Source organism: Streptomyces sp. NPDC090741 (assembly GCF_044769045.1).
GTDB lineage: Bacteria > Actinomycetota > Actinomycetes > Streptomycetales > Streptomycetaceae > Streptomyces.
Genome location: NZ_JBIVXF010000002.1, coordinates 392,311 through 414,419, shown reverse-complemented (window position 1 = coordinate 414,419; position 22,109 = coordinate 392,311). Strand labels below are relative to the sequence as shown.

16 protein-coding genes are annotated in these 22,109 nt (G+C 76.2%); 8 read left to right on the top strand and 8 right to left on the bottom strand.

Features of this window, described 5'->3' with window-relative positions; translation table 11 throughout:
- Window positions 1–24: 24 nt before the first annotated feature.
- From ACIQU4_RS07110 to ACIQU4_RS07100, 3 genes are read left to right on the top strand one after another with little or no spacing between them, the layout of a single operon-like run.
- Entirely contained in the window at window positions 25–1,086 is a 1,062-nt protein-coding gene (locus ACIQU4_RS07110; protein ID WP_403726908.1) for a type III polyketide synthase, read from the top strand.
- Window positions 1,087–1,114: 28 nt separating this feature from the next.
- Window positions 1,115–1,666 (top strand): isoprenylcysteine carboxyl methyltransferase family protein, encoded by a 552-nt coding sequence (locus tag ACIQU4_RS07105; RefSeq protein WP_403727715.1) that lies wholly within the window; start codon window positions 1,115–1,117, stop codon window positions 1,664–1,666.
- A complete protein-coding gene (locus ACIQU4_RS07100; protein ID WP_403726905.1) occupies window positions 1,663–2,688 on the top strand; it encodes an NAD(P)/FAD-dependent oxidoreductase in 1,026 nt (341 codons plus the stop codon). The genes ACIQU4_RS07105 and ACIQU4_RS07100 overlap by 4 nt, the downstream gene beginning before the upstream one ends.
- 67 nt (window positions 2,689–2,755) lie before the next feature.
- Here ACIQU4_RS07100 and ACIQU4_RS07095 read toward each other — a convergent pair whose 3' ends face one another.
- Window positions 2,756–3,889 (bottom strand): hypothetical protein, encoded by a 1,134-nt coding sequence (locus tag ACIQU4_RS07095; RefSeq protein ID WP_403726902.1) that lies wholly within the window; start codon window positions 3,887–3,889, stop codon window positions 2,756–2,758.
- Between the two features lie 240 nt (window positions 3,890–4,129).
- Between ACIQU4_RS07095 and ACIQU4_RS07090 the strand changes: the two genes are divergently transcribed.
- The 3 genes from ACIQU4_RS07090 to ACIQU4_RS07080 all read left to right on the top strand — a co-directional run bounded on the left by ACIQU4_RS07090 (window position 4,130) and on the right by ACIQU4_RS07080 (window position 6,631).
- Window positions 4,130–4,315 (top strand): DUF6381 family protein, encoded by a 186-nt coding sequence (locus tag ACIQU4_RS07090; RefSeq protein ID WP_403726899.1) that lies wholly within the window; start codon window positions 4,130–4,132, stop codon window positions 4,313–4,315.
- Window positions 4,316–4,406: 91 nt separating this feature from the next.
- Window positions 4,407–4,916 (top strand): DinB family protein, encoded by a 510-nt coding sequence (locus ACIQU4_RS07085; RefSeq protein ID WP_403726897.1) that lies wholly within the window; start codon window positions 4,407–4,409, stop codon window positions 4,914–4,916.
- A 17-nt stretch (window positions 4,917–4,933) separates the two neighbouring features.
- Window positions 4,934–6,631: a carboxylesterase/lipase family protein gene (locus ACIQU4_RS07080; protein ID WP_403726895.1), complete on the top strand. Its 1,698-nt coding sequence runs from the start codon at window positions 4,934–4,936 to the stop codon at window positions 6,629–6,631.
- 7 nt (window positions 6,632–6,638) lie between these two features.
- Here the strand turns inward: ACIQU4_RS07080 and ACIQU4_RS07075 are convergent, their stop codons facing one another.
- The gene (locus tag ACIQU4_RS07075) at window positions 6,639–7,463 is read right to left on the bottom strand and encodes a hypothetical protein (RefSeq protein WP_403726892.1); all 825 of its coding nucleotides are present in this window, start codon (window positions 7,461–7,463) and stop codon (window positions 6,639–6,641) included.
- A gap of 77 nt (window positions 7,464–7,540) precedes the next feature.
- On the opposite strand from ACIQU4_RS07075, the gene ACIQU4_RS07070 reads away from it, so the two are divergent.
- Complete coding sequence (locus ACIQU4_RS07070; RefSeq protein ID WP_403726890.1) at window positions 7,541–8,071, top strand: hypothetical protein; 531 nt, start codon at window positions 7,541–7,543, stop codon at window positions 8,069–8,071.
- A 58-nt stretch (window positions 8,072–8,129) separates the two neighbouring features.
- Window positions 8,130–8,342, top strand: a complete 213-nt coding sequence (locus ACIQU4_RS07065; RefSeq protein ID WP_403726889.1) for a hypothetical protein — start codon at window positions 8,130–8,132, stop codon at window positions 8,340–8,342.
- On the opposite strand, the gene ACIQU4_RS07060 is transcribed toward ACIQU4_RS07065, so the two are convergent.
- The 6 genes from ACIQU4_RS07060 to ACIQU4_RS07035 all read right to left on the bottom strand — a co-directional run bounded on the left by ACIQU4_RS07060 (window position 8,326) and on the right by ACIQU4_RS07035 (window position 21,947).
- Window positions 8,326–8,874, bottom strand: a complete 549-nt coding sequence (locus tag ACIQU4_RS07060) for a GNAT family N-acetyltransferase (RefSeq protein ID WP_403726886.1) — start codon at window positions 8,872–8,874, stop codon at window positions 8,326–8,328. The genes ACIQU4_RS07065 and ACIQU4_RS07060 overlap by 17 nt on opposite strands.
- Before the next feature lie 89 nt (window positions 8,875–8,963).
- Entirely contained in the window at window positions 8,964–11,030 is a 2,067-nt protein-coding gene (locus tag ACIQU4_RS07055; RefSeq protein WP_403726883.1) for a hypothetical protein, read from the bottom strand.
- A gap of 32 nt (window positions 11,031–11,062) precedes the next feature.
- Complete coding sequence (locus tag ACIQU4_RS07050; RefSeq protein ID WP_403726880.1) at window positions 11,063–14,830, bottom strand: DUF5682 family protein; 3,768 nt, start codon at window positions 14,828–14,830, stop codon at window positions 11,063–11,065.
- A complete protein-coding gene (locus ACIQU4_RS07045) occupies window positions 14,827–15,993 on the bottom strand; it encodes an AAA family ATPase (protein ID WP_403726878.1) in 1,167 nt (388 codons plus the stop codon). The genes ACIQU4_RS07050 and ACIQU4_RS07045 overlap by 4 nt, the downstream gene beginning before the upstream one ends.
- Window positions 15,994–16,101: 108 nt before the next feature.
- Window positions 16,102–21,081, bottom strand: coding sequence for a DNA-binding protein (locus ACIQU4_RS07040; protein WP_403726876.1), 4,980 nt, complete (start codon window positions 21,079–21,081; stop codon window positions 16,102–16,104).
- A complete protein-coding gene (locus ACIQU4_RS07035) occupies window positions 21,078–21,947 on the bottom strand; it encodes a DUF4132 domain-containing protein (protein ID WP_403726874.1) in 870 nt (289 codons plus the stop codon). Before ACIQU4_RS07035 ends, ACIQU4_RS07040 begins: the two co-directional genes overlap by 4 nt.
- Window positions 21,948–22,109 lie beyond the last annotated feature (162 nt).

Below are 22,109 nucleotides of genomic sequence, written 5' to 3'. Positions count from 1 at the left end.
TCAGTTGTTCCCTATGTTGAGGCAATGACGCGTGTCCTGGCCGTGAGCAGTGTCTTCCCGCCCCACCGCTATCGGCAGTCCGAGATCGCGACGGCGCTCGCCCGCTTCCTTCCTCCGGGGGCCGACACCGCCCTCCTCCACCGGCTGCACGCCGCGGTGGGCGTCGAGTCCCGCCACCTCTCCCTCCCGCTGGATCGCTACGGACCGTCGAACGACTTCGGCCGTACGAACGCCCTCTTCCTGGAGAGCGCCGAGGAACTCGGCGTCCGCGCCGTCGAAGCCGCCCTCGCGGCGGCCCACCTGAACGCGCGCGAGGTGGACCTGATCATGTCGACCACGGTCACCGGGCTCGCGACGCCCTCGCTGGAGGCCCGCATCGCCGGCCGGGCCGGTCTGCGCCCCGACGTGAAGCGGCTGCCGCTCTTCGGCCTGGGCTGCGCGGCGGGCGCCGCCGGACTCGGCCACCTCCACGACCATCTGACGGGCCGCCCCGACCACGCGGCCCTGCTGCTGTCCACCGAGCTCTGCTCCCTCACGCTCCAGCCCTCGGACACCTCGGTCGCCAACCTGGTGGCCGGGGCCCTCTTCGGCGACGGGGCCGGGGCCCTGCTCGCGGTGGGCCGCGGCCATCCGCTGCACGGTACGAGACCGGGGCCGTCGGTGGTGGCCGCGCGCAGCCGCCTCTACCCCGGCACCGAGGGGCTCCTCGGCTGGGACATCGGCCACTGGGGCTTCCGGATGGTGCTGGGCCGGGAGCTTCCCGCCCTGGTCAGACTGCACGTGGCCGAGGAGGTCGAGACCTTCCTCGCCCGGCACGACCTCAAGCCGCCGGACGTCGACGCGTGGATCGTCCACCCCGGCGGGCCGAAGGTCCTCGACGTGCTGGCGGACGCGCTGGCGCTGCCCGACTCCGCCTTCGCGGCGAGCCGGCGCTCGCTCGCGGACGCGGGCAACCTCTCCTCGGCGTCGGTCCTGCACATCCTGAACACGATCCAGGCCTCCGCACCGCCCGCACCGGGCTCCGTCGGGCTGATGATCGCCTTCGGACCGGGCTTCGCCTCCGAACTCGTCCTCCTGCGCTGGTGACCCCATGTCTGTGACGCTGACCCCCTCGATGGACCTGTACCTGCTCCTCATCGGCCTCGTCGCGGCCGAGCGGCTCGCCGAACTCGCCACGGCCCGCCGCAACACCCGCTGGAGCCTGTCCCGCGGCGCCACCGAGTACGGCCGCGGCCACTACCCCGCCATGGTCGCCCTGCACACCGCGCTGCTCGTGGGCTGTGTGGTGGAGCCGCTCGTCGCCGACCGCCCGTTCCTGCCGGCACTGGGCTGGCCCGCCCTCACCCTCGCGCTGGCCGCCCAGGGCCTGCGCTGGTGGTGCATCGCCACCCTCGGCCCGCGCTGGAACACCCGGGTCCTGGTCGTCCCGGGGCTGCCGCTGGTGGCGGCGGGTCCGTACCGGCTGCTGCGCCACCCGAACTACGTCGCCGTCGTCGTCGAGGGCGCGGCGCTGCCGCTCGTGCACACCGCCTGGGTGACGGCGGCCGCCTTCACCCTGCTGAACCTGCTGCTGCTCGGCGTACGCGTCCGCTGCGAGGAGGACGCCCTGGCCCATGCCGCGCCCGTCTACCGCAGCGCCGTACCGGCGGAGGGCCGGGCCCGGTGATCGACCTGCTCGTCGCGGGCGGCGGGCCGGCCGGGCTGGCCACGGCCATCCACGGGGCGCTGGCCGGTATGGAGGTCGTGGTCCTGGAGCCGCGCCCCACCCCGATCGACAAGGCCTGCGGCGAGGGCCTGATGCCGGGGGCCGTACGCGGCCTGCGGGAGCTGGGCGTCTCCGTACCGGGCCGCCCCTTCCACGGCATCCGCTACCTGGACGGGGTGAGCGGCCTGCACGCGGAAGGCCGGTTCCGCACCGGGCCGGGTCTCGGCACCCGCCGGACCGTCCTCCAGGCCGCGCTGGCCGAGCGGGCCGAGCGGCTGGGCGTACGGGTGCTCGCCCGGCGCGTCGGCGAGGTCCGCCAGGACGAGGAGCGGGTCGGTGCGGCCGGTCTGACGGCCCGCCACCTCGTGGCGGCGGACGGCCTGCACTCCCCCGTCCGGCGCGGGCTGGGCCTGGCGGCGCCGCCCGCCCCCGGCCGGCCGCCGCGCTACGGGCTGCGCCGCCACTACGCGGTGGAGCCCTGGAGCGACCTGGTCGAGGTCCACTGGTCGGCGCACTGCGAGGCGTACGTGACCCCGCTGGGGCCCGACCGGGTCGGCGTGGCGGTCCTGACCGGCGAGCGCGCCCCCTTCGACGTACAGCTGGCGCGGTTCCCGCTGCTGTGCGAGCGGCTGGCCGGGGCAGCCGGTTCGCCGGTGCGCGGCGCCGGGCCGCTGCGCCAGCGAGCCCGGGTACGGGTCGCGGGGCGGGTGCTGTTCGTCGGGGACGCCGCGGGGTACGTGGACGCGCTGACCGGCGAGGGGCTGACGCTGGCCCTGACGGCGGCGGGTGAACTGGTGCGCTGCGTACGGGAGGGCCGGCCGCAGGCGTACGAGCGGGCCTGGCGGGAGCTGTCGCGCAGCTACCGCACGCTGACCGCGTCCTTGCTCTGGGCACGCCAACAGCCCCGGCTCGCGGGGCGGATCGTCCCCTTGGCGGCCCGGCTGCCCCGGGTGTTCACGCACGGCGTCAACCTGCTCGCGTAGGACGGCGGCAGGCATGCCACGGGGGGCGGGACCGGCGACACGTGCCGGACCCGCCCCCGTCGCGCGGTCAGCCGCCGGCGCCCGCCCGGGCCCGGGGCGACCGGTTGCCGAGCGCCAGGCCCGCCAGGACCGCGGCGGCCGCGGCGCAGAACACCGCCGTGACGCCCGCCCAGGCCCGGGAGGCGCTCACCGCACCCTCCAGCGGGTCGAAGGCCGCGAGTCCGCCGACCACGTGCAGGGCGACGACGGCGACGGCGGCCACGGCAGCGGCCCGCCACGCTCCGGCGCTGTCGCGCACCGCGATCAGCGCGCCGAGTCCGAGGCACAGCACGGTGGCGAGGAGCGGAAGGAACGCGGTCGGGGTCTCGGTCGACAGCGTCGTCACGTCACTCGGCAGGTGCAGGGCCCCGCAGACCAGCAGGGCCGCCGCCACGGGCCAGCGCAGCAGGTGGCGCAGCGGGCCGGAGGGGGCGGGGACTGCGGCCGGGTTGCCGTTCGGGCCGCGCCCGTACTTGCGGCGGTACTCCGCGAGCGACTCGTACTGCTCGTCCTCGTAGGGGTCGTCGAACGGCTCTTCCTCCGGCGGCTCGTGCCGTTGCGCGTACCGCTGCCCGTCCCGTGCCGGTGGTCCGGCGGGGACGGTGGGCGGCCGGACGGGCCGGCTCGTGTGCGGCAGCTGGGCCGGGTGCACGGACGGGACGGACGGGACGGACGGGACGGACGGGACGGACGGGACTACCGGGACTACCGGGACTACCGGGACGGACGGGACGGGCGGGACGGGCGGGACGGGCGGGACGGGCTCCGGGGGCCCGGCGGCCGGGCCGGGGTGCACGGGCTCGGGGCTCTGGGCGGTCGGGGCGGGATCCGAGGGCGGTTCGCGGCCCTCGTCCGTCCCGAGGATGCCGACCAGCAGGGCGACGTCCTGGACCGGGCGTCCGACGGCGGCCGCCCGCAGCGTCTGGTGGCCGTGGCCGGGGCTCTGACCGGTCTCCTCCAGGAGGCTCACCAGTTCGGCCACTTCCTCGAGGGGCCGGCAGGTGCCTGCCGTCTCCAGCAAGGTGCGTATGGGCGCGGTAGTCGGCGGGGCCGCCGGGGGCGTCGGGGGCGTCGCGCCGGTGGGTTCGGGGGCGGGATCAGGGTCGGGGAGCTCGCGGGGGGCGTCGTCCTGCGTCGCCGCGAGCGTGATGGGGTCGTTCATGGAAAGCTCCGTTCGCCGACGCGCGGGTCTACACATCGCACGCCGGTCAACGTGCGTCATGGGAAGCGCACGCTCGGTCACCATTCACCGGCACCCTGCTCCGCTGCGCCATTCGGGGCGGGCAAACGGGGGAGCCGCCCTCCCGGCCGGTCGCCGCAGGCGTGGGTTCGAGATGCGCCCGCGCGGCGCTGCTGGTTCGCTGAATCCGGCCTCCTTACCCCCCACACCCGAGGAGTGATCATGAGCGCAAGCGAAGCCCGTGGCCGGGTCCGGCAGTTGCGCGAGAAGGCGCAGGAGCTGAACACGGCGGCCGAACGCTCCGGCGATCCGGAAGAGCGCCGAAGGCTCCAGGAGAAGGCCCGCCGGCTCCAGGAGCAGAGCGAGAAGGAAGACAAGATCGACGACCGGGGCATGGATCCCATGTAGCCCCGCGCCGGTTCACCCATCGGCCGGTCGCCACGGGGCACCGGCCGATGTCGTACGTCAGGCGACATGACGCCACGCCAGGAGGCGGTACATGAAGGCTACGGAGGCACTGGCCGATGCGTACGGGCGCATCCACGAGGTGGTGCACGAGGTGGTCGAAGGGCTCTCGGCCGAGGAGCTGAACGTACGCATCGACCCGAAGGCGAACTCGATCGCCTGGCTGGTGTGGCACCTGACCCGGGTGCAGGACGACCACATGGCGGACGCGTCGGGCCTGGAGCAGGTCTGGACGGAGCAGGGATGGTTCACCCGGTTCGCCCTGCCGCTGCCCGCCGAGGCCACCGGTTACGGGCACACGGCCAAACAGGTCGGGACGGTCCTGGTCGAGTCGGACGAGCTGCTGCTCGGTTACTTCGACGCCGTCCACGAGCGGACCGCCGACTTCGTCCGGGGGCTCTCCGCCACCGATCTGGACCGCGTGGTCGACACGGGCTGGGACCCGCCGGTCACCTTGGGGGTACGGCTGGTGAGCATCCTCTCCGACGACCTCCAGCACGCCGGCCAGGCCGCGTACGTACGAGGCGTCGTGCAGCGCGGATAGCGCCATCCGGGGTACGTATGAGGACAGAGACTGACGACGAAGGGCGGTCGATGGTGTCCCGTGCCCGCTTCGTACGACGCTGGAGCGCCGTGTGGTGCGCCCTGCTCATGCTCGCCGCCGGGGCCGGACCGGCGTCCGCGGCGTCCTCGTCGGGCGCGTCGGGCGCGTCGGGCGCGTCGGGCGCGCCCCCCGAGGACCGGCCCGTCGTGCAGTCCGACCGGGGGCCGGTACGGGGCACGGCGCACGGCACGTACCGGACCTTCGAGGGAATCCCGTACGCGGCCCCGCCGACCGGCCCGCTGCGCTGGCGCCTTCCGCAGCCCGCGGCGCGCTGGGCGGGCGTACGCGACGCCGGGGCGCCGGGGGCGCGCTGTGTGCAGCTTCCGGCGGTGGGGCCGGGCGGGCCGAGCGGCTCCGAGGACTGCCTGTACCTGAACGTCACCACGCCTTCGCCTTCGCCTTCGCTGTCGGCCTCGGGCGGGCGGGGGCGGCCGGTCATGGTCTGGTTCCACGGCGGCGGCTTCGTCAACGGAGCCGGTGACCTCTACCGGGCGGACCGGCCGGCCGTCCAGGGCGGTGCCGTGGTCGTCACCGTCAACTACCGGCTCGGCGTCTTCGGCCTCTTCGGGCATCCGGCGCTCGGCGGCGCCCCGGACTTCGCCATCGCCGACCAGCAGGCGGCGCTGCGCTGGGTGCGGTCCAACGCCGCCCGGTTCGGCGGCGACCCGTCCGACGTGACCCTCTTCGGCGAGTCGGCGGGCGCGCTCAGCATCTGCGCGCACCTGACCTCGCCGGCCTCGGCCGGCCTGTTCCAGCGGGCGATCCTGCAGAGCGGCTCCTGCTCGACCACCATGCCGCCCCGCTCGCTGCTGCCCACACTGGGCCGGTACGAGCCCTTCGTGCCCGAGCAGCGCACCGTCGCGGACGGGGTCACGGCGGCGGCCGGGCTCGGCTGCGACCGGCCGGAGTCGGGCGCGGTACTGGAGTGCCTGCGCGGGAAGGACGCGGCGGCGCTCGCGACGCCGGAGCTGATGATGCGGTTCTCGCTCGTCTCCTACGGCAACCGCAACCGCGTGCTGCCCGAGGAACCCCGGCGGGCCCTGGAGGGCGGCCGCTTCCACCGGGTGCCGGTGATCGAGGGCGTCAACCGGGACGAGATGCGGATCTTCCTGGCGCAGGGCCTGGCGGCGTTCCCCATCCCCGACGCGGGCGCCTACCGGGCCCGGGTGGAACAGTCGTTCGGCGCCGCGGCCGTCCCGGCCGTCGAGGCGCGGTACCCGGTGGCGGCGTACCCGACCCCGGCACTGGCCTTCGCCGCCGTACTCTCCGACGCCTCGTTCATCTGCCCGGCGCTGCGGGACGGCCGGGCGATGGCCCGGCACGTGCCGGTGTACGCGTACCGGTTCAGCGACCGGGACGCGCCGAACTTCACCGGCCTGCCGGAGGTGCCGGGTTTCCCGTACGGCGCCTCGCACGGCTTGGAACTGCCCTACCTGTTCACGATGGATGCCGCCCTGACCGCTCCGCAGCGCGCGCTGTCGGAGCGGATGACCGCCGACTGGACGGCATTCGCCCGTACGGGCGCTCCCCCGGCCTGGCCGCGGTTCGGCTCGGCCGATTCCGTACTGTCGCTGGCGCCGGGCCCGGGCGGGATCCACGCGGTGAACGGCCCGGCGGAACACCACTGCGCGTTCTGGGACGCCCAGGGGGTGTGAGCACGCATCACCATGCCGAGGTGGCCACGACGTCCCCGTCGCGCGTCCGGACGGACAAGCTGCCGTGGTCCTGGTACACCTGCTGCCGCCAGGACACGAACACGTCCGCCACCCGACGGCCGTCCTCCCCGACGCCCTTGCCCACGGATCCGGTCGCAAAGGTCACGATCGCCTCCCCGGAATCCCGTCCCTTGCGCACCCGGGCCTCGCTGACGGCCTGCTCGGGCAGGAACTTGTCGGCCCTGGTGCGCCGCTGGGCGTAGTAGGCGTTGAAGTCCCGGGTCATGTCGAACCACCCGGCCCCGCCACAGGGCCCGGCGCCATTGGTGATGTCCCCGTCGGTGGGCGGCCCGGCATACCCGCCGCTCTCCTGATCGGTGGGCGGCCCCGCGTACCCACCCGTCTCCTGATCCGTGGGCGGCCCCGCGTACCCACCCGTCTCCTGATCCGTGGGCGGCCCCGCGTACCCACCCGTCTCCTGATCGGTGGGCGGCCCGGCGTAACTCCCCGTCTCCTGGTCGGTGGGCGGCCCCGCGTACCCACCCGTCTCCTGATCGGTGGGCGGCCCGGCGTAACTCCCCGTCTCCTGGTCGGTGGGCGGCCCGGCGTACCCGCCGCCCGTTTCCTCCTCCGTCGGCGGATCGGGCAGCCCCGTACCGCCGCCGCCCGTCGTCCGGTCGAGGCCGCAGGTCTCCTTCACCGGCGCGGCAGGGGCGGGCGGCTCGGTGGCTTCCCCGCCCGCGTGCCGCGTGCCGCATGCCGCCAGCACGGCGCACATGAGCCCCACCACCGCCGCTCTCACGGCCGTCCCGGACACAGCTGTCCTCGTCATGGTCACGATCGCCCCCCTTGCCCATGGAGAGGAGATCACACCGCCCGCGGTTCCACACCGGGGGCTACGGTGCCGCCATGACCAGCCCAGTCCAGCGCCCCCTCCTCTTCCTCGACGTCGACGGACCGCTCATCCCGTTCGGGGCCACCTCCCACGAGCTGCCGGACGGCTACCCGGCGTACGGAACGCAGCCCGACGCGAACCCGCTCCTCGCCAGACTCGATCCCGCCCTCGGGCCCCGCCTCCTGGCGCTGCCGTGCGAACTGGTCTGGGCCACGACCTGGATGGCCGACGCGAATGCATGGGTCGCGCCCAGGATCGGCCTGCCGGACCTGCCGGTGGTGTCCTGGCCGGACCCGTCCGAGGAGGACGACCGCGAGCGAACCCACTGGAAGACCCGCGCCCTGGTCGACTACGCCGCCGGCCGCCCGTTCGCCTGGGTGGACGACGAGGTCACCCCCGCCGACCGCACCTGGGTCCGCGCACACCACCCGGCCCCGGCCCTGCTCCACCGCGTGGACGCCCGCTTCGGCCTCACCCCGGCAGACTTCACCACGCTCGCCGCATGGCTCCCTGGCCACACGCTCCCCCAGGAGGTCACCTCATGACGCCGCTCCCAGCCCTGCCCCGGAAGGCCGCCTGGCACGATTCATCGACGCACAGGTCATGGGCGATATCGATGACATCCCGGACAACTGGCGCCTGCGGCCCAGCGCCGCGCTTCCCGCCCTCACCACGTCGGAACGTGCCGAGGTGCTCGCCCTCATGACCGGCCTCGGCCCCTACGGAGCCGAGGCCGGCACCCCGTGCACGGGCGACTGGTGCACCTGCACCGTCCTCACCGACGAATACGACGCCCGGCTCAACGGGACGGCGTGAGCGAGGACCACACGCCGAACCACTGCTCGGCGCCGAACTCCTCGAACCGCTCCACTTCGGTGAACCCCAGCTTGGCCGCGAGGCGCATCGAGCGGTCGTTGGCGGTCTGGGTGCAGAGCACCACCGGCTCGCCGGGCAGCGCGCCGGCGAACCAGTCGAGTGCCGCCGCGCACGCCTCGGCGGCGTACCCGCGTCCCCACGCCTCCGGCAAGAACATGTAGCCGAGCTCGGCCTCCCCGGCATCCGGGCGGAGGTGCCCCGGACGCTCTGCGTCGCGCCGATCGAGCGCGATCGTGCCGATCATCGCTCCGTCGAGATCGATCACGAAGAGGCCAGGGCGCCGCCCGGGCACCTCGGGCACCGCACGTTCGAGCCCATCACGCGGTCGAGGGCCACCGAGGTACGCGCCCACCTCTGGCGACGCGAAGAGCTCGATGAACGCCGCGCGGTCCCGGGCCTCGGACTCCCGGAGCACGAGCCGTTCGGTCCCTATCGGGGCAGGAGGCCAGGCGACGGGTCCGAGTTCGGTCATGGCGGCCAGCCTATCGAACGCCCCTGCGAGTGATCCGAGCGCCGGATCACCCCAGCAGGGATATCCACCACGCGACGCGTCATCGCCGGTCAAGGAGACACCCCCTGGCTCCAGTACCAGGACGCGGCCACCAGGGAGCGTTCTGCTGCGGCCAGGTGGGTGGAGGTGGCCAGCCAGGCTTGGGCGTAGGCGTCGGGGGAGGGGTCCGCCAGGCGGCCGAAGGGGTCGCGGGGGCGGCGGTCCGCCTCGGCGGCGAGGGTCGCGGCGAGTTCCGCCGCCGTGGTGAAGCCCGCCCGGCGCAGGGGGCCGTACGCGGTGAGGGGCCCGGTGGTGCGGGCCGCCTCGGCGACGGCGCGGCGGCCGCCCGCGACCCCGCTTTCGAGCAGTCGGCGTACCCGCCACAGCGGTGAGTCGGCCAGGACGTCCGGGCCTTCGCCGGCGGACGGCGCAGCGGCCGCGCCGGGCGGGAAGTGGCTGCCCTGGAGCAGGTCGTACCCGAGGTCTGCGCGGCCCAGCCATTCCTCGGGCAGGCGCAGCGTGTACTGCGCGCCGGGGACCGGCCCGACGGCCAGCGGGCGCAGCGTCGCGGCGCGGTCCAGGTCGGGGCGTCCCAGGACCCGGAGCAGCAGCCCCGGATGGGCGGCGATTCGGCGCAGGTTGGCCGTGTGCGGCAGCTCCGGATGGGGGTGGGCGGCGCGCAGCCGCAGCAGGGGCGCGTCCGCTCGTACCTCGCGGACCAGGAGGTCCTCGCCGGCGGCCCCGACGACCGCGACCTCGCAGCCGATCAGGGCGGGCTCGGCTCCGTCCGGGTCGGCGTCCCGGTCGGCGAGCTGGGCGGCCACGGCCTCGGCCGCCGGGCGGGCGAAGAGCGCGGCGGCCGGCTCCTCGGTCCACGGAACTCCGCGCAGCGGGGTCCCGTGGACCCCGCGTCCGGCGCCGAGGCGGCCGTCGGCGGAGACCGTGGCCCCGGCGATACGGAGTCCCCCGCGCGCGAGGCCCGCATGGTCGAGGGCGGCTCCGCCGAGCGCCACGGAGGCGGATCCGGCGCCGCGGGCGCGGGCCAGGCCGCCGGGGCGGACGTCGGAGACGGAGTAGCGCGAGCCGTCCTCGGCGAGCAGGTGGGTGGCCACTCCCCCGTACCCGGTCGCCGACAGGACCGGCTCCCGGCACAAGCCGTACACCCGCAGGCTGCCGCCCGGCCGGTAGGCGCGGCGGGCGGTACCGGTGAGCGCCGGGCCGGCCGTACCGGACGCCAGCAGTCCGGCGGTGTGGAGGAGTTCGCGGAAGGCTCCGGTGAGGTCGGCGAGCCGGTGCCCGGCGCTGCGCTCCCGGGCCGCGCGCAGGCCTCGTACGACCCGCAGGGCAGCGGCCTCGGCCCGGGGCAGCCCGGCGAGGCGTGCGGTGTGGGCGGCCCGCAGCAGCTCGGCCTGGACCACCGCGCCGCCGGCCGTGACACCGGCGGCGAGCGCCTCGGCGGCGGCCCGCCAGAGCGCGGCGGCGGCGCGGAGCTGGGCGGCGGTGAGGGCCTCGGGGGCGGGCTCGGACCCGAGGCCGGACGCGGGGCCGGACGCGGATCCCGACGCAGTCCCGGGCGCGGGACCGGGCGCGGGACCGGTCGCGGGACCGGTCGCGGGCGTCGCCCCGGAGCCGAACTCGGGAGCGGACCCGGACACAGGCCCGGGTACGGCCCCGGGTTCAGTCCCGGCTCCGGACCCGCCATCGGGGTACGGCCCGGCGCCGGCGGCCGGATCGGCGGCCGGGTCCGGTGTGGGCGGGTCTGCCGGGTCCGGTGTGGGCAGGTCTGCCGGGTCCGGTGTGGGCGGGTCTGCCGGGTCCGGTGTGGGCGGGTCCGCCGGGTCGGCGAGGGGGGCTGCGCCCAGCACTGCCGCCCGGTGCAGGCAGCGCGGGGCCAGCAGGCAGGTGCAGGTGGCCTGTTCGGCCGCCGTGACCGTACCGCCCGGGCCCGGCCGCAGGGTGACGAGCGCGTCCTCCCCGAAGCGGACGGTCACACTCCCGTCGTCCCCCCGGGCCGCGCCCGCGGCGCAGCCCTCGATGGCGGCGTCGAGCTTCTTGCGCAGCCGGGCGGTGAGGTTCAGGGTGGCCTCGGCGAGGACCTCGGGGGCCACGGGCGGCAGTTGCGGGGGGCCTGCGTTCAACTCGGTACTCCACTCCGTACTCGACTCACTGCTCAACGGGGTTCTCCACGGAGGCGGTCGCCCACCCAGCGGGCGAGGGCGAGCGGGCTGAGGGCGGCCACCGGCATGCCGGCCGCGACGAGCTGCCGGGCGACGGGAACCGAGTACCGGGGCGCGCCGGCGTCGTCGAGCGCGGCGCAGCCCAGCAGATGGGCTCCGGACGCGGCCAGCGCGCGAACCTCCCCCAGGAGTCCCCCGATCGGCGCGCCCTCCTCGAAGTCGCTGACCACGACGACGAGCGTGCGGCTCGGCACGGTGATCAGGGAGCGGGCGTGGGCCAGACCCGCCGCGATGTGCGTACCGCCCCCGACGCGGACCTCCAGCAGGAGCGAGAGCGGGTCCTCGACCCGGTCGGTGAGGTCCACGACCTGCGTGGAGAAGGCCAGGAAGTGGGTGGACAGGGTAGGCACACCGCCGAGGACTGCGGCCGTGAGGGCCGACCAGATGACCGAGGCCTCCATGGATCCGGAGACGTCGACCACCAGGATCAGCCGCCAGTCGGCCTCGCGGCTGACCCGGGTGCTGAACACGGGCCGTTCCGGGACGACGACCACCCGGCCGTCTCCGAGGCGGCGGGTGTGGGCGAGGTTGGCGCGCAGGGTCCGGGCCAGGTCGAGCCTGCCGCCGGGGCGGCGGGTGGGGCGCGGGGTGGCGAGGCCGGAGAGCGCCGGGCGCAGCCGGGTGGCGAGCTCCTTGGCGAGTTCCTCGACCAGCCGCCTGACCAGGGGCCGCAGCCGGGCGAGTTGGGCCTCCGGCATACCGCCGGCCAGCGACAGCACGGAACTCAGGAGTTCCACCGAGGGGCGGACGGCCGCCGGGTCGAGCTGGCTCAGCACGTCGGCGCGGCCGGCGTCGGCCGCGCCGGCGAGCACCTCCTCGCGTACGTCGGCGCCGAAGAGCGCTTCGAGCTCCTGCGACCATTCACGCGCCGTGGGGAAGGAGGCCTCCTGGCCGCCGCCGTTGCCCCGGCCGCCCTCGAGGTCGGCGGAGCCTTCGCCGCGGCCGTTCCCGTACAGCTCGTCGAGGGCCTGTGCGTAGCGCCGGGCACCGGCGGGGAGCCGGTCCCGCTGGCGGCCGAGCAGCAGGCGCCAGCGGTCGGCGGGGGCCAGCCGAGGGTCGCCGCGCAGGGGCGCGGGTACGGGCGTTGCGGTTGGTTCGGACGGTACGGGTGCCTCCGACTCGGCGCCGGGTCCGGGGGCGGGTCCGGGTCCGGGAGCCGCAGTGCCCCCGATCGGCAGCCCGTCGAGGGCCTTGAGCGCGGCGGCGCCGGCGGCGTCCGCGGCGGCCCACAGGGCGAGCAGCGCGGGTGGCGCGTCGAGCGACAGGTCGAGGCGGTCGCCGAGCCGCTCGGTGACGGTGTCCAGCAGCCGCTCGCGGGCGGCCGGGGCGAGTACGTCGAACCCGCCGCGCAGCGCCGGGAGCCGGTCCAGGAACTCCTGGTCGGCGAGACCGTCGATGCGGTCCAGGACCGGGGTGAGGGCGGCCGCGGAGGACTGGAGCAGCGGTCCGGCGGCGGCCAGGACGCCGCCGAGGCGGCGGGCGAGGGAGCGCCGGCCGTCGGGGGTGCCCGCGCCGTCGATCCACCCGGCGGCCCGGTCGCCGAGACCCGCAGCCGGGTCCAGATCGAGCAGGACCCGTACGGCCAGTGCCGCGCCCTGCATCAACGGGGAGGCGGTGGCGGCCAGTTCCGCCAGGGCGGCGTCCATCCGCAGGCCCAGGTGCAGGGCGGCGGCCCGGTCGGCGAGGGCCACGAGGGCGCGCGCCTCGGCGGGGTCCTCGCTGCCGGCGAGGCCGGGCAGGGACCGTACGGCGGCTTCGAGCAGCCGGCCGGTGAGCGCGGTCGCGGCGGCGCGGGAGCCGTCGGAGGTACCGGGGAAGTGTCCGCGCGCGAGCCCCTCCAGGAGGTCCAGCGACTCCAGGAGTTCCGGCAGGGTCGCGGTCTGCGGAAGGGTCTCGGCGGCTTCCTCCAGCCGTACGTCGACCAGCTCGGGCAGGTCGCACCGCGCGGCGGCGGCCAGGCCGGTGAGGATCCGGGCCGGGGTCGGCCCGCCCTCGGCGGCGGCCCGCCGGGCGGTGTCGCGCAGCGTCCCGGCGGCGGCCTGGGCTGCGGTGACGCCGCGGACGCCGGCCAGGTCGAGGCGGGCCGGGACGGAAGGGGTCCAGGTCAGCCGCCACTTGGTGCCGAGGGCGGTGCCGTCGCCGGTGGCGGCCACGTCGAGGGGCTCCCCGTACGCGGCCCCGCAGACGGCCAGCCGCTGGAGCAGCACCTCGCGGCGGCGGTCGAGCGGGGAGCGGAGCGGGTCGAGGCGCACCTCGCGGGAGGCGGGCTCCTCGGGGCCGGGCAGCCGCAGCTCCGCGAGCTCGGCCTCGACGGAGGGGCCGAGTCCGGAGCGCGGGGCGTGCGGGGTGATCCGGCCGCGGCCGGTGCCGACGAGCACGGCCTCCAGGGCCCTGGCCAACGCCCGGCCCCGGCCGAGGAGTTCACCCTGGCCGAGCACGGTGGTGATGGCTTCGAGGAGCTCGCCCCGGCCGGGGGCGGGCAGCCCGCGCAGGACGGCCAGGTCGCAGGCGAGCCGCAGCGTCTCGGCGGCCTCGCCGGTCCCGGCGGTGTGCCCGGCGCGGCGCAGCTCCCGGCAGATGCCGGTGACGGCGACGGATGCGGCATCACGTACCCGCACGGCATCCCCGCCGGCCTGCAGCACTTCCTGCTGCCACAGCGGATCCCTGATCCCGGCGGGGTATCCGGAGCGGGAGTCGAGCAGATCGAACGAGTAGGGCACGAGGGACGTCACCGCCCCGCCGGCCTCGCCCGCTCCCCGGACGCCCGCCGCGGAAGCGGGGGCCTGTGCGGCCGAAGCGGCGGTACCAGGTGCCACCACGCCGGACACCGGGCTCCCCGGGGCAGCAGCCGCGCCCGCACGGGACCCAGGCACCCGCGCCTGATCCGCAGCCCGCACCGCGGCACCCGCCGGGCCGTCAGCCCGGCCTGCGCCCACGGCCGCCGGGGCTGTGGCCGAGCCGGCCGCGGCGGCGAGCTGCGGGTCGGTGGCGGCGCCGAGGAGTGCCGGGGCGTGGAAGGCGCCGATGAGGGCTGCGACCCTTCGGCCGCCGGACGCGGCGGCGTTGAGGACGGCGCGCATATGGGCCTCGCGGGCGAGGTCGGTCGCGGGGACCGGGCCGTCCTGGCGCAGGGCCCAGCCCACGCCCAGCGCGGCCCGCCGGACGGCTTCCGGCGTACATCCGGGGGCCAGCACCTCCACGGCCCGGTCCCACAGGTCGTCGCCGTCGCGCCCGCTGCCGGATGCGGTCAGCGCGTCCGCGTACGCGCTGCGGCCCGTCGGGGCCGAGTCCCCGGACCGGGCGGTCCAGCCGGGGTCGGTCAGGGGGAGGTCGCAGCAGCGGACCTCCACCCCGCGGGCACGCGCCCAGCGGATCGCCGCCAGCTCCGGGGAGAAGTCCGCGAACGGGTAGAACGCGAGCCCGCCCTCCCGGCCCGTGCCCGCCAGGGCGACCGGGGCGACGGTCTCGGGGTCCGCCAAGTGCTCCAGCCACGGCTGGAAGTCGGTCGGCAGCTCGATGCACACCACCTCCGCCTGCGCGGCGTCCAGCAACGCCGGCACCACCGCCGCCAGCGCGGGGCTGTGGTGCCGTACGCCCAGCAGGTACGGCGCCCGCGACGCGGCGAGCCCGTCCACCGCGACCCGCGGATCGGCGCCTGCCGTGAGGCCGGTGGGGTCGGCGAGGTCGCCGGAGGCCGTCATCGGAGGTTCCCGCGGAGGTCCCACAGGCGGCGCCACATCGCCGAGCCGTCTTCGGCGCGGCGGCGGACCGGGCCGTCCCAGTAGCCGAGCAGGCGGCCGTGGTCGGCCGGGTCGTCCTTGCGGACCACGCCGAGCAGGTGCCCCGGCAGCAGGTCCAGTACGTCGCCGCCCGGCAGGTACGCCGCGGCCACGCCCAGCGAGGCCGCCACCTGGACCGCCTCGGCCGTGGACATGACCGTACCGGGCCGTTCCACGTCCCAGCCCTCCGCCGAGCGCCCCGAGCGCAGGTCCCGGAAGACCGTGACCAGCGCGTCCAGCACCGCGTCGTCCACTGCGAACGCCGCGCCCGCCCGCTGCACCGCGGCCACGGCCTGGCGGCGGATCAGCGTGGCCTCGGCGTCCGCGTCGGCGATCGGTGCCACGGTCTCGAAGTTGAAGCGCCGCTTGAGGGCGGCGGACATCTCGGAGACCCCGCGGTCCCGCAGGTTGGCGGTGGCGATGACGGTGAACCCGGGGGCCGCGGAGACCACCGCGTCCTCGGTGGTGGTCAGTTCGGGCACGCTCACCCGCCGGTCGGACAGGATCGACACCAGCGCGTCCTGCACCTCGGGCAGGCAGCGGGTGATCTCCTCGACCCGCACCACCCGCCCGGTCCGCATGGCGGAGAGCACCGGGGAGTCGACGAGCGCCTGGGAGGTGGGGCCCTGGGCGAGCAGCAGGGCGTAGTTCCAGCCGTAGCGGAAGGCGTCCTCCGTCGTACCGGCCGTGCCCTGCACGGTGAGCGCGCTGGTGCCGCAGACGGCGGCGGCCAGCAGCTCGGACAGCATCGACTTCGCGGTGCCGGGCTCGCCGGTGAGCAGCAGGCCGCGCTCCCCGGCGAGCGTGACGACGCAGCGCTCGACCAGGGCGCGTTCGCCGACGAACTTCGGGGCGATCGCCAGCTTGGCCGGGAGCCCGGCGGCGGGGCGGCGGCCCGGCAGGGCCAGTTCCGCTCCCTCGCTGCCGCACACGAAGGTGACGACGGCGCGCGGGGTGAGCGCCCAGCCGGGCGGGCGGGGGCCGGTGTCCTGGGCGGCGAGGAAGGCGAGTTCGGCGGCGTACCGCTCCTCGGCGGGCAGCGATTGCCGGGCAGGGCTCTGAACGGGCGTGTCGGTCATGGTCATGGCGTGGGTGTGTCCTTCGGAAGATGCGGGCGTACGGGCGTACGGGGTGCCGGGCGGCGCGGCTCCCCCCGACAGGAAGGGAGCGCCGCGCCGCGCCCGGCTCGGGCGTCAGCGGCGGCGGGCGCGGGTGCGCTTGACCTTCAGGGCCTCGAAGCGCGGTACGTCGCCCTCGCGGACCCGCTGCCAGGCCCGCCGGTAGAGGTCCGCGGCCGGCTCGTCCGGCACCAGCACCCCGAGCACCGGCTGCCCGCCCGGGGCCAGCCCGTACATCGGCAGCTTCCAAAGCTCCACCGGCAGCACCGGCGAGGCCATCTCCGCCCAGCCGCCCGGCAGGAACAGCGAGCGCCCGGCCCGGGTCCGGGAGGCCGTCACCACCAGGTCGGTGGCGGACAGTTCGGCGCGGGCGGCCTTCATCCGGGCCGGCTTCCAGCCCGTCCAGCGCGCCAGGTTGCGGTCGGTGGGGTCGGGCATGGCGAGCAGCGCCAGGTACAGGGCGGCCGCGTCCGCGCCCAGGCCGTGCGCCTCGCGGACCTCCGCCACCAGCTCGGGCACCGAGCGGCTCGGGTCCTGCGGCCACCACGTGCCGTCCTTGTCGGCGGTCCCTGCCGCCGGCGCGCCCGGATCCGCCAGAAGGGCCGCGAACCGCGCGTCGTGGACGGCCCGCAGCGCCGTCTCCACCGGCGACGGCTGCTGGTCCTCGCCGCGCAGCGCCGGCAGGTACGGGTCGGAGCCGGTCGAGTCGAGCAGGGCCGTCCGCAGGGCGGGCTTGGGCCGGTCGTCGTGGGTGGCCATGACCACCGCGCCGTACCGCTCGTAGCCCTCGCCCGTCTCGGTCGGCGTGCCCGCGGCCTTCCGGAAGTCGGGCAGGCTGGTGAAGTGCCCGATGCTGAGCATCAGTTCGGGCGCGGCGAGCCGCTGCCGTACGGCGGTCAGGGCGGGCGGCAGCGCGGCCCGCAGGGGGTCCCCGGCGGGCAGCCGGTGGGCCGCCCAGGCCGTCAGGGTCAGCGCGCCGGTCAGAACGGTCGAGGTGAAGGGCTCGTCGGCCGGTTCGCGGGGCTCGACGTGGTCCCCCTTCACCTCCCAGGCGACGTCCACGCTCAAGGGGCGCGACTGCGCCGGGCCGAGGATCGCGGCCAGCGCCCGGTGCGTGGACCAGCCGGTGCGCGCGGCGCGCGTGGCCTCGGCGAGCAGCCACTCGGGCACGGGCGTACGACGGCCCACGCGGCGGTTCCACTCCTGCGCGGCGGCGGCCACGTCCGGCCCCTCCGTCCACAGCCGCGCCGGATCGGCCGGCAGCAGCGCGCCGACGACCGCGCGCCGCACCTCGGGGTCGAGGTTCTTCAGCTCGGTCCGGGCGTGCTTGGCGTCGGCCGCCTTGACGCCCAGGGCGGTGCGCAGTTCGGCCGGCAGGAAATGGTGCTCGTAGCTGTCGATGTTCGGCAGGCCGGCCAGCAGTAGACGCGCCAGCGTGCCGGACACCCCGGTGAGGCGGGCGAACTCCTCTGCGGCTTCCGGCAGGAACGGCGCCGTCCCGCGCTCGGCGGCCTCGGCCAGGAAGGCCGTCAGCCAGCCGGGGCCGCGCTCCCGGTCGCCGAGGAGGGCGTCACCGCGCACGGTGTAGGGGCCGGGCGCGGCGAAGCGGCCGGCGGGGTCGTACAGCAGCGCCCCGAACTCGTGGCCGTCGGCTACGGACACGCTGTGCTCGGTGAGGCCGAGGACGGCTCCGCCGCCCAGCGGGAGCAGGCTGCGGTGCGAGGTGTTGCGCTCGATGCCGTCGGGGGTGCGCAGGTGGCGCTGGTCGAGGTGGACCAGGACCCGGCGCCAGCGGTCGGCGGAGCCCTCGGCGGAGGCCAGCCCGAGCGCGTCCACCTGGCCGAGCACCGTGCACAGGGCGGCCCGCTGCTCGTCGGTGGTCCCGACGGCGACGGCCCGGTACGCGATGGCCGCGGGCCGGTCCAGCAGCGGCGTGAACGGGAGGGCGGAGTACGCCAGGGCGGGCAGGTCGAAGTGGAGCCGGCCGGGCACCCCGGCGGCGTCGGTGTCGGCGGCCGCCCGGCCCAGCCCGCCCAGGTAGCGGTACACCGCGTCGGTCTGGGTGCCCCAGCGGTAGTACCCGGTGCCGACGAGCCCGTGCAGCGCGTCGGCGATCAGTTCGTCGGTGGGTCCTTCGGGCTGCCCCTCGGCCGCCGCACCCGAGTCGGGGTCCAGCCGGGCGGCGACCCCGTCCAGCGCCTCCTGCTGGGCGAGGGCGAAGCGCAGCACCTCGACGATGCCCCCGATCAGCTGCGGGGCGGTGACCTGCGGCAGCGCAGCGCGGACCAGGTCGGGCAGGTCGGTGGCCGTCTCGACGGCGCCGGCCGCCTTGAGCAGGACGCCGACCGACCCGCCGTCCGCGGCGCGCAGGGCGGCCGAGCCCTCGGGGTCGCGCGGGCGCAGCGCGTACCAGAAGGGAAGCGGCGGGAGTTCGACGCTGCCGGTGGCGAAGGCGGTGGTGCGGTAGTCGCTGCGCGAGTGGGCGGTGACCACGCCGTCCGGGTCGCTGATGCTGAGCTCGCGCCAGCGGTGGGTCAGTGCGCGCGGCCGCTCGTCGCCGGGGAAGGTGAGCGCGGCGACGGGCATCTCGGCGCCCTCGGGCACGCTGACGCTGCGGCCGCCGGTGTCGGAGGCCTCCCAGCCCCGCCCGGGGACGCGTACGATGCGCCAGCCGAGCAGGCCGCCCGCGGGCGAGCCGAGGGCCGAGCCCTCGACGACGGGCGCGGGCCGCAGCCAGCAGGACTGGGCGGGCACGGTGTTGCCGTCCCCGGGGTGGGCGCGCAGGGTGTCGGCGAGGAAGCCGGGCACCGAGAGCCGGCCGAGGGCTCCCCCGGCGGGGTCGTACTCGCGCCAGCCGCCTTCGTGTTCCTGGCCGCGGTGCTGCCACACCCAGTACGAGGTCCCGTCGGACAGCAGCCGCCGCTCGCCCGGCAGCTTGGTGTCTCCGGCGTGCAGGACCCCGCCGCCGGTGGTGCGGCCGCCGCCGGGCAGGGGCAGGCTGATGTCCTCGGAGCGCAGGTTCCAATAGCCGCCGTCGACGTCGACGGTGAAGACGTTGCCGGGGTCGGTGTGCCAGTAGCCCTCGATGCCCCCGCTGCCGTAGTGGGCCCAGAAGACGAGCAGTTCGCCGTCGACGTAGTGGAATCCGTACCGGCGCGCGTTGCTGCTCGCCGCCCGCAGGTCGTGGGTGAGCACGGTGGAGTCGGCGTCGATGACACGGACCTGGGCGGAGTTGGCGACGATCAGGTGGGGCCAGGCCTCGACGACGGTCAGCCCGCGCCCGCCCTGGCCGGCGGGCGTCATCTCGGCGATCGCGGTCTCCCAGGCGGGCCAGGAGAGTTCCTCGAAGAGGCCGGTGCGCAGGGTGCGGGCGAGGGTCTCGCCGAGATCGGCGGAGGCGGCGAGAGCCACCTCCTCCCGGGCGAGTTCGAGGGCCTCGGCGGGCAGCCAGGTCAGCCGCCGGATGGCGTCCGGCAGTCCGGGCAGGCCCGCGGCGGTGGAGGCGGCGGCCACCTCGTGCATCCATTCGGTGAGCATCGGGCGGCCACCGGGCGAGGCGGCGAGCAGCCGAATGACCTCCACCGCATGGCCGTCGCCGCCCAGGCCGTACGCGGCGCGCCCGAACGCGGGCCGGAAGCGCCGGTCGGCGGCGAGGGCGAGCAGGTCCCGCCGCTGGTCGGAGCGGGCCCAGTCGGCCAGGTTCAGCTGGTCGTGGCGCCGGCGCGACGTGGAGTCGGGCTCGGGGTCGGTGACCGGGATGTCCAGGGAGAGCAGCAGGTCGAGCAGGTCGGCGTCCTCGACGCCCACCTTCAGGCCCGCTTCGCGGCCGGGCTCGGCGAGTTCGGCGCGCAGCCGGTCGGCGGCGCGGACGACGAGGTCGAGCAGGGCGGGCAGCGTGGGGCGCGAGCCCCAGCCGGTGTGCCGGGCGGCGTGGAAGCGCTCCAGCCAGCCGGCGGCCCCGTCGGAGCAGCGCTGCTCGGCGGGCAGGTCGGCGCGGACCAGCCCGGCGGTGGCGCCGGATTCCTCCAGCAGGCCGAGCCACAGCGTGGGGAGTTCGCCGTCCCCGCCGCCGGGCGGCATCAGACCGAGCAGGGTGCCCCGTACGGACGGCACCCGGCGGGCCAGCGCGACGAGCGCGGTGCGGTGGGCCTTCCACCAGCCGTACGCGGCCCGCAGCGTGGCCGGCAGCGGGAGCAGCTCGGCGAGGTAGTCCTGCTCGGCCTCGGTGCCGGTCAGGCCGGCGGCGCGGGCGAGGCGGCGCAGCTCGGTCGCGGCCTGCGCCGAGGGCGGCAGTCCGCCCGCGGTGCGCCGGACGCACAGCCGGCGGAAGCGCTCGTGGGCCTCGGCGGGGCTGACGCGGGCGGACAGCTCCTTGGCGTAGCCGGTGAGCACCTTCACCGGGAGGGCGCCGACCAGCGCGAATTCGAGGAACACGCCGTCGAGGCGGTCCTCGTCGACGGGCAGGCCGTGCTGGGCCTCGCTGGTCCGGGCGCGACCGAACAGCTGGGCGGCGTACGTGGTGTTCTCGACGGCGAGGAAGATGCGGGCGGCCTGCTCGTAGAAGACGGGCAGGAAGTGCGGGACGGCGGCGCCGAGCCGGCCGGCCAGTTCGTGGCAGGCGTCGAGGGCGGCCTTGGGCTTGGTCCTGGCCGTCCGGGCGAGCCGGTCCAGTTCGGGGACCACGGCGAGGGCGTGGTGTCCGTCCTCCGGGTGGTGGACGAGGACCCATTCGGGGAAGCCGAGGGCCTGGCGCTGGCCGAGGCCGACCACGGGCGGCGCGCCCCCGCCCTCGTCGAGTACGAGTCCCAGGAAGCCGGCGGCGAGGTCCTCGGCCGGACCCAGTTCGGCGGCGGCGAGCCGGACGACGACGCGGTCGTCGGGGAGGGCCGGGTGGCGGTAGGAGCGTGCGGTCAGGTCGACCGCCGAGGGGCCCGCGCCCTCGGTGCCGTTCGGCAGCACGGCGCCGGCCTTGAGCAGCAGTTCGGCCTCGTGCGCGGGGCTCGCGCCGGTCGATCCGGTCGCGCCGGTTTCCGTTGCAGTGGTGGTGGTGGTCATCGCGCGTCCCCGCCCTCTTCGATCTTGCGCCCGGCGTACAGCGCCGCGGCCATCCGCATTCCCTCGGACCAGGCGACCGGTCCGACCTCCGTCAGGCGCACCGCCCGGCCGTTCTCGTCGTGCCAGCTCAGGGCGCCGGTGCTCGTCTCGTCCTCGTAGTACGGCTCGCCGATCCAGACCGCCGCCTCCGTGCCCCGGCCGGTGTCACGGACCTTGCAGGTCGCGTAGCCGCCGGAGACCCGGTAGCCGAGGCCCGTCGCCCGCGCGGCCAGGCCGAACCGGCTCGCGAAGACCCCGCCCGCGTAGTCCCGTACCTCGGTGGCGGTGGCCGCCGGCCCCTCGGGCTTCTCCCAGGTCGGCCGGTGGATCTGCTCGACGCGCTGCACGATGCCGAGTTCGGCCGCGAAGTCCCGTACGTCGTCCAGGTCGGGCAGCAGCACCGGATGCGGCAGGGTCACCGTGCGCGGGGAGAGCCGTACGGTCTCACCGTCGAGGTTGACCACCTTCAGCTCGCCGGACGCGGTGGCGTCCCGCAGGAAGCCCACCTCGTCCGGGTCCTCGCCGACGACGGCCATGTCGCGCAGCGCGCTCTGCCAGGCCTCGTCCGGCCAGACCCGGGCGAGCAGCGCCGTCGGCACGGGCAGCGAGGAGACCATCCAGGTGTCCACCTGGGCGACGCAGGCGGCCTCGTGCCGCTCCAGCCATTCGGCGAGCCGGCGCAGCCGGTCCACCTCGGGATGGTCGCGCAGGGCCTTGGGCAGCGTCTTCAACTGCCGTCCCGCCGTGCGGCCGGTGGCGGATCGCGCCGCCACCTTCCCTTCCACCAGGGCGATCTCGTACCCCTCGCCCGCCGCCAGCCATGCCATCAGTTCGTGCCCCTCCGCCTGCCATGTCCCGGATGCGCGCAGCGTCGACCAGGGCGGACGAATCCCCCCTGAGCTGCGGTATGTCGGGAGACTAGCGAGAGCCACTGACAACGCCCGCCGAGGGGCCCCTCTCGGCGGGCGGCCCTGCGGCCCGCTATGCGC

Coding starts and splice junctions, on each gene's coding strand:
- ACIQU4_RS07035 (WP_403726874.1), bottom strand. CDS start 21,947: ATGGCATGGCTGGCGGCGGGCGAGGGGTACGAGATCGCCCTGGTGGAA.
- ACIQU4_RS07065 (WP_403726889.1), top strand. CDS start 8,130: ATGGGCGATATCGATGACATCCCGGACAACTGGCGCCTGCGGCCCAGC.
- ACIQU4_RS07050 (WP_403726880.1), bottom strand. CDS start 14,830: ATGACGGCCTCCGGCGACCTCGCCGACCCCACCGGCCTCACGGCAGGC.
- ACIQU4_RS07040 (WP_403726876.1), bottom strand. CDS start 21,081: ATGACCACCACCACCACTGCAACGGAAACCGGCGCGACCGGATCGACC.
- ACIQU4_RS07080 (WP_403726895.1), top strand. CDS start 4,934: ATGAGGACAGAGACTGACGACGAAGGGCGGTCGATGGTGTCCCGTGCC.
- ACIQU4_RS07045 (WP_403726878.1), bottom strand. CDS start 15,993: ATGACCATGACCGACACGCCCGTTCAGAGCCCTGCCCGGCAATCGCTG.
- ACIQU4_RS07090 (WP_403726899.1), top strand. CDS start 4,130: ATGAGCGCAAGCGAAGCCCGTGGCCGGGTCCGGCAGTTGCGCGAGAAG.
- ACIQU4_RS07105 (WP_403727715.1), top strand. CDS start 1,115: ATGGACCTGTACCTGCTCCTCATCGGCCTCGTCGCGGCCGAGCGGCTC.
- ACIQU4_RS07060 (WP_403726886.1), bottom strand. CDS start 8,874: ATGACCGAACTCGGACCCGTCGCCTGGCCTCCTGCCCCGATAGGGACC.
- ACIQU4_RS07085 (WP_403726897.1), top strand. CDS start 4,407: ATGAAGGCTACGGAGGCACTGGCCGATGCGTACGGGCGCATCCACGAG.
- ACIQU4_RS07095 (WP_403726902.1), bottom strand. CDS start 3,889: ATGAACGACCCCATCACGCTCGCGGCGACGCAGGACGACGCCCCCCGC.
- ACIQU4_RS07110 (WP_403726908.1), top strand. CDS start 25: ATGACGCGTGTCCTGGCCGTGAGCAGTGTCTTCCCGCCCCACCGCTAT.
- ACIQU4_RS07075 (WP_403726892.1), bottom strand. CDS start 7,463: ATGACGAGGACAGCTGTGTCCGGGACGGCCGTGAGAGCGGCGGTGGTG.
- ACIQU4_RS07070 (WP_403726890.1), top strand. CDS start 7,541: ATGACCAGCCCAGTCCAGCGCCCCCTCCTCTTCCTCGACGTCGACGGA.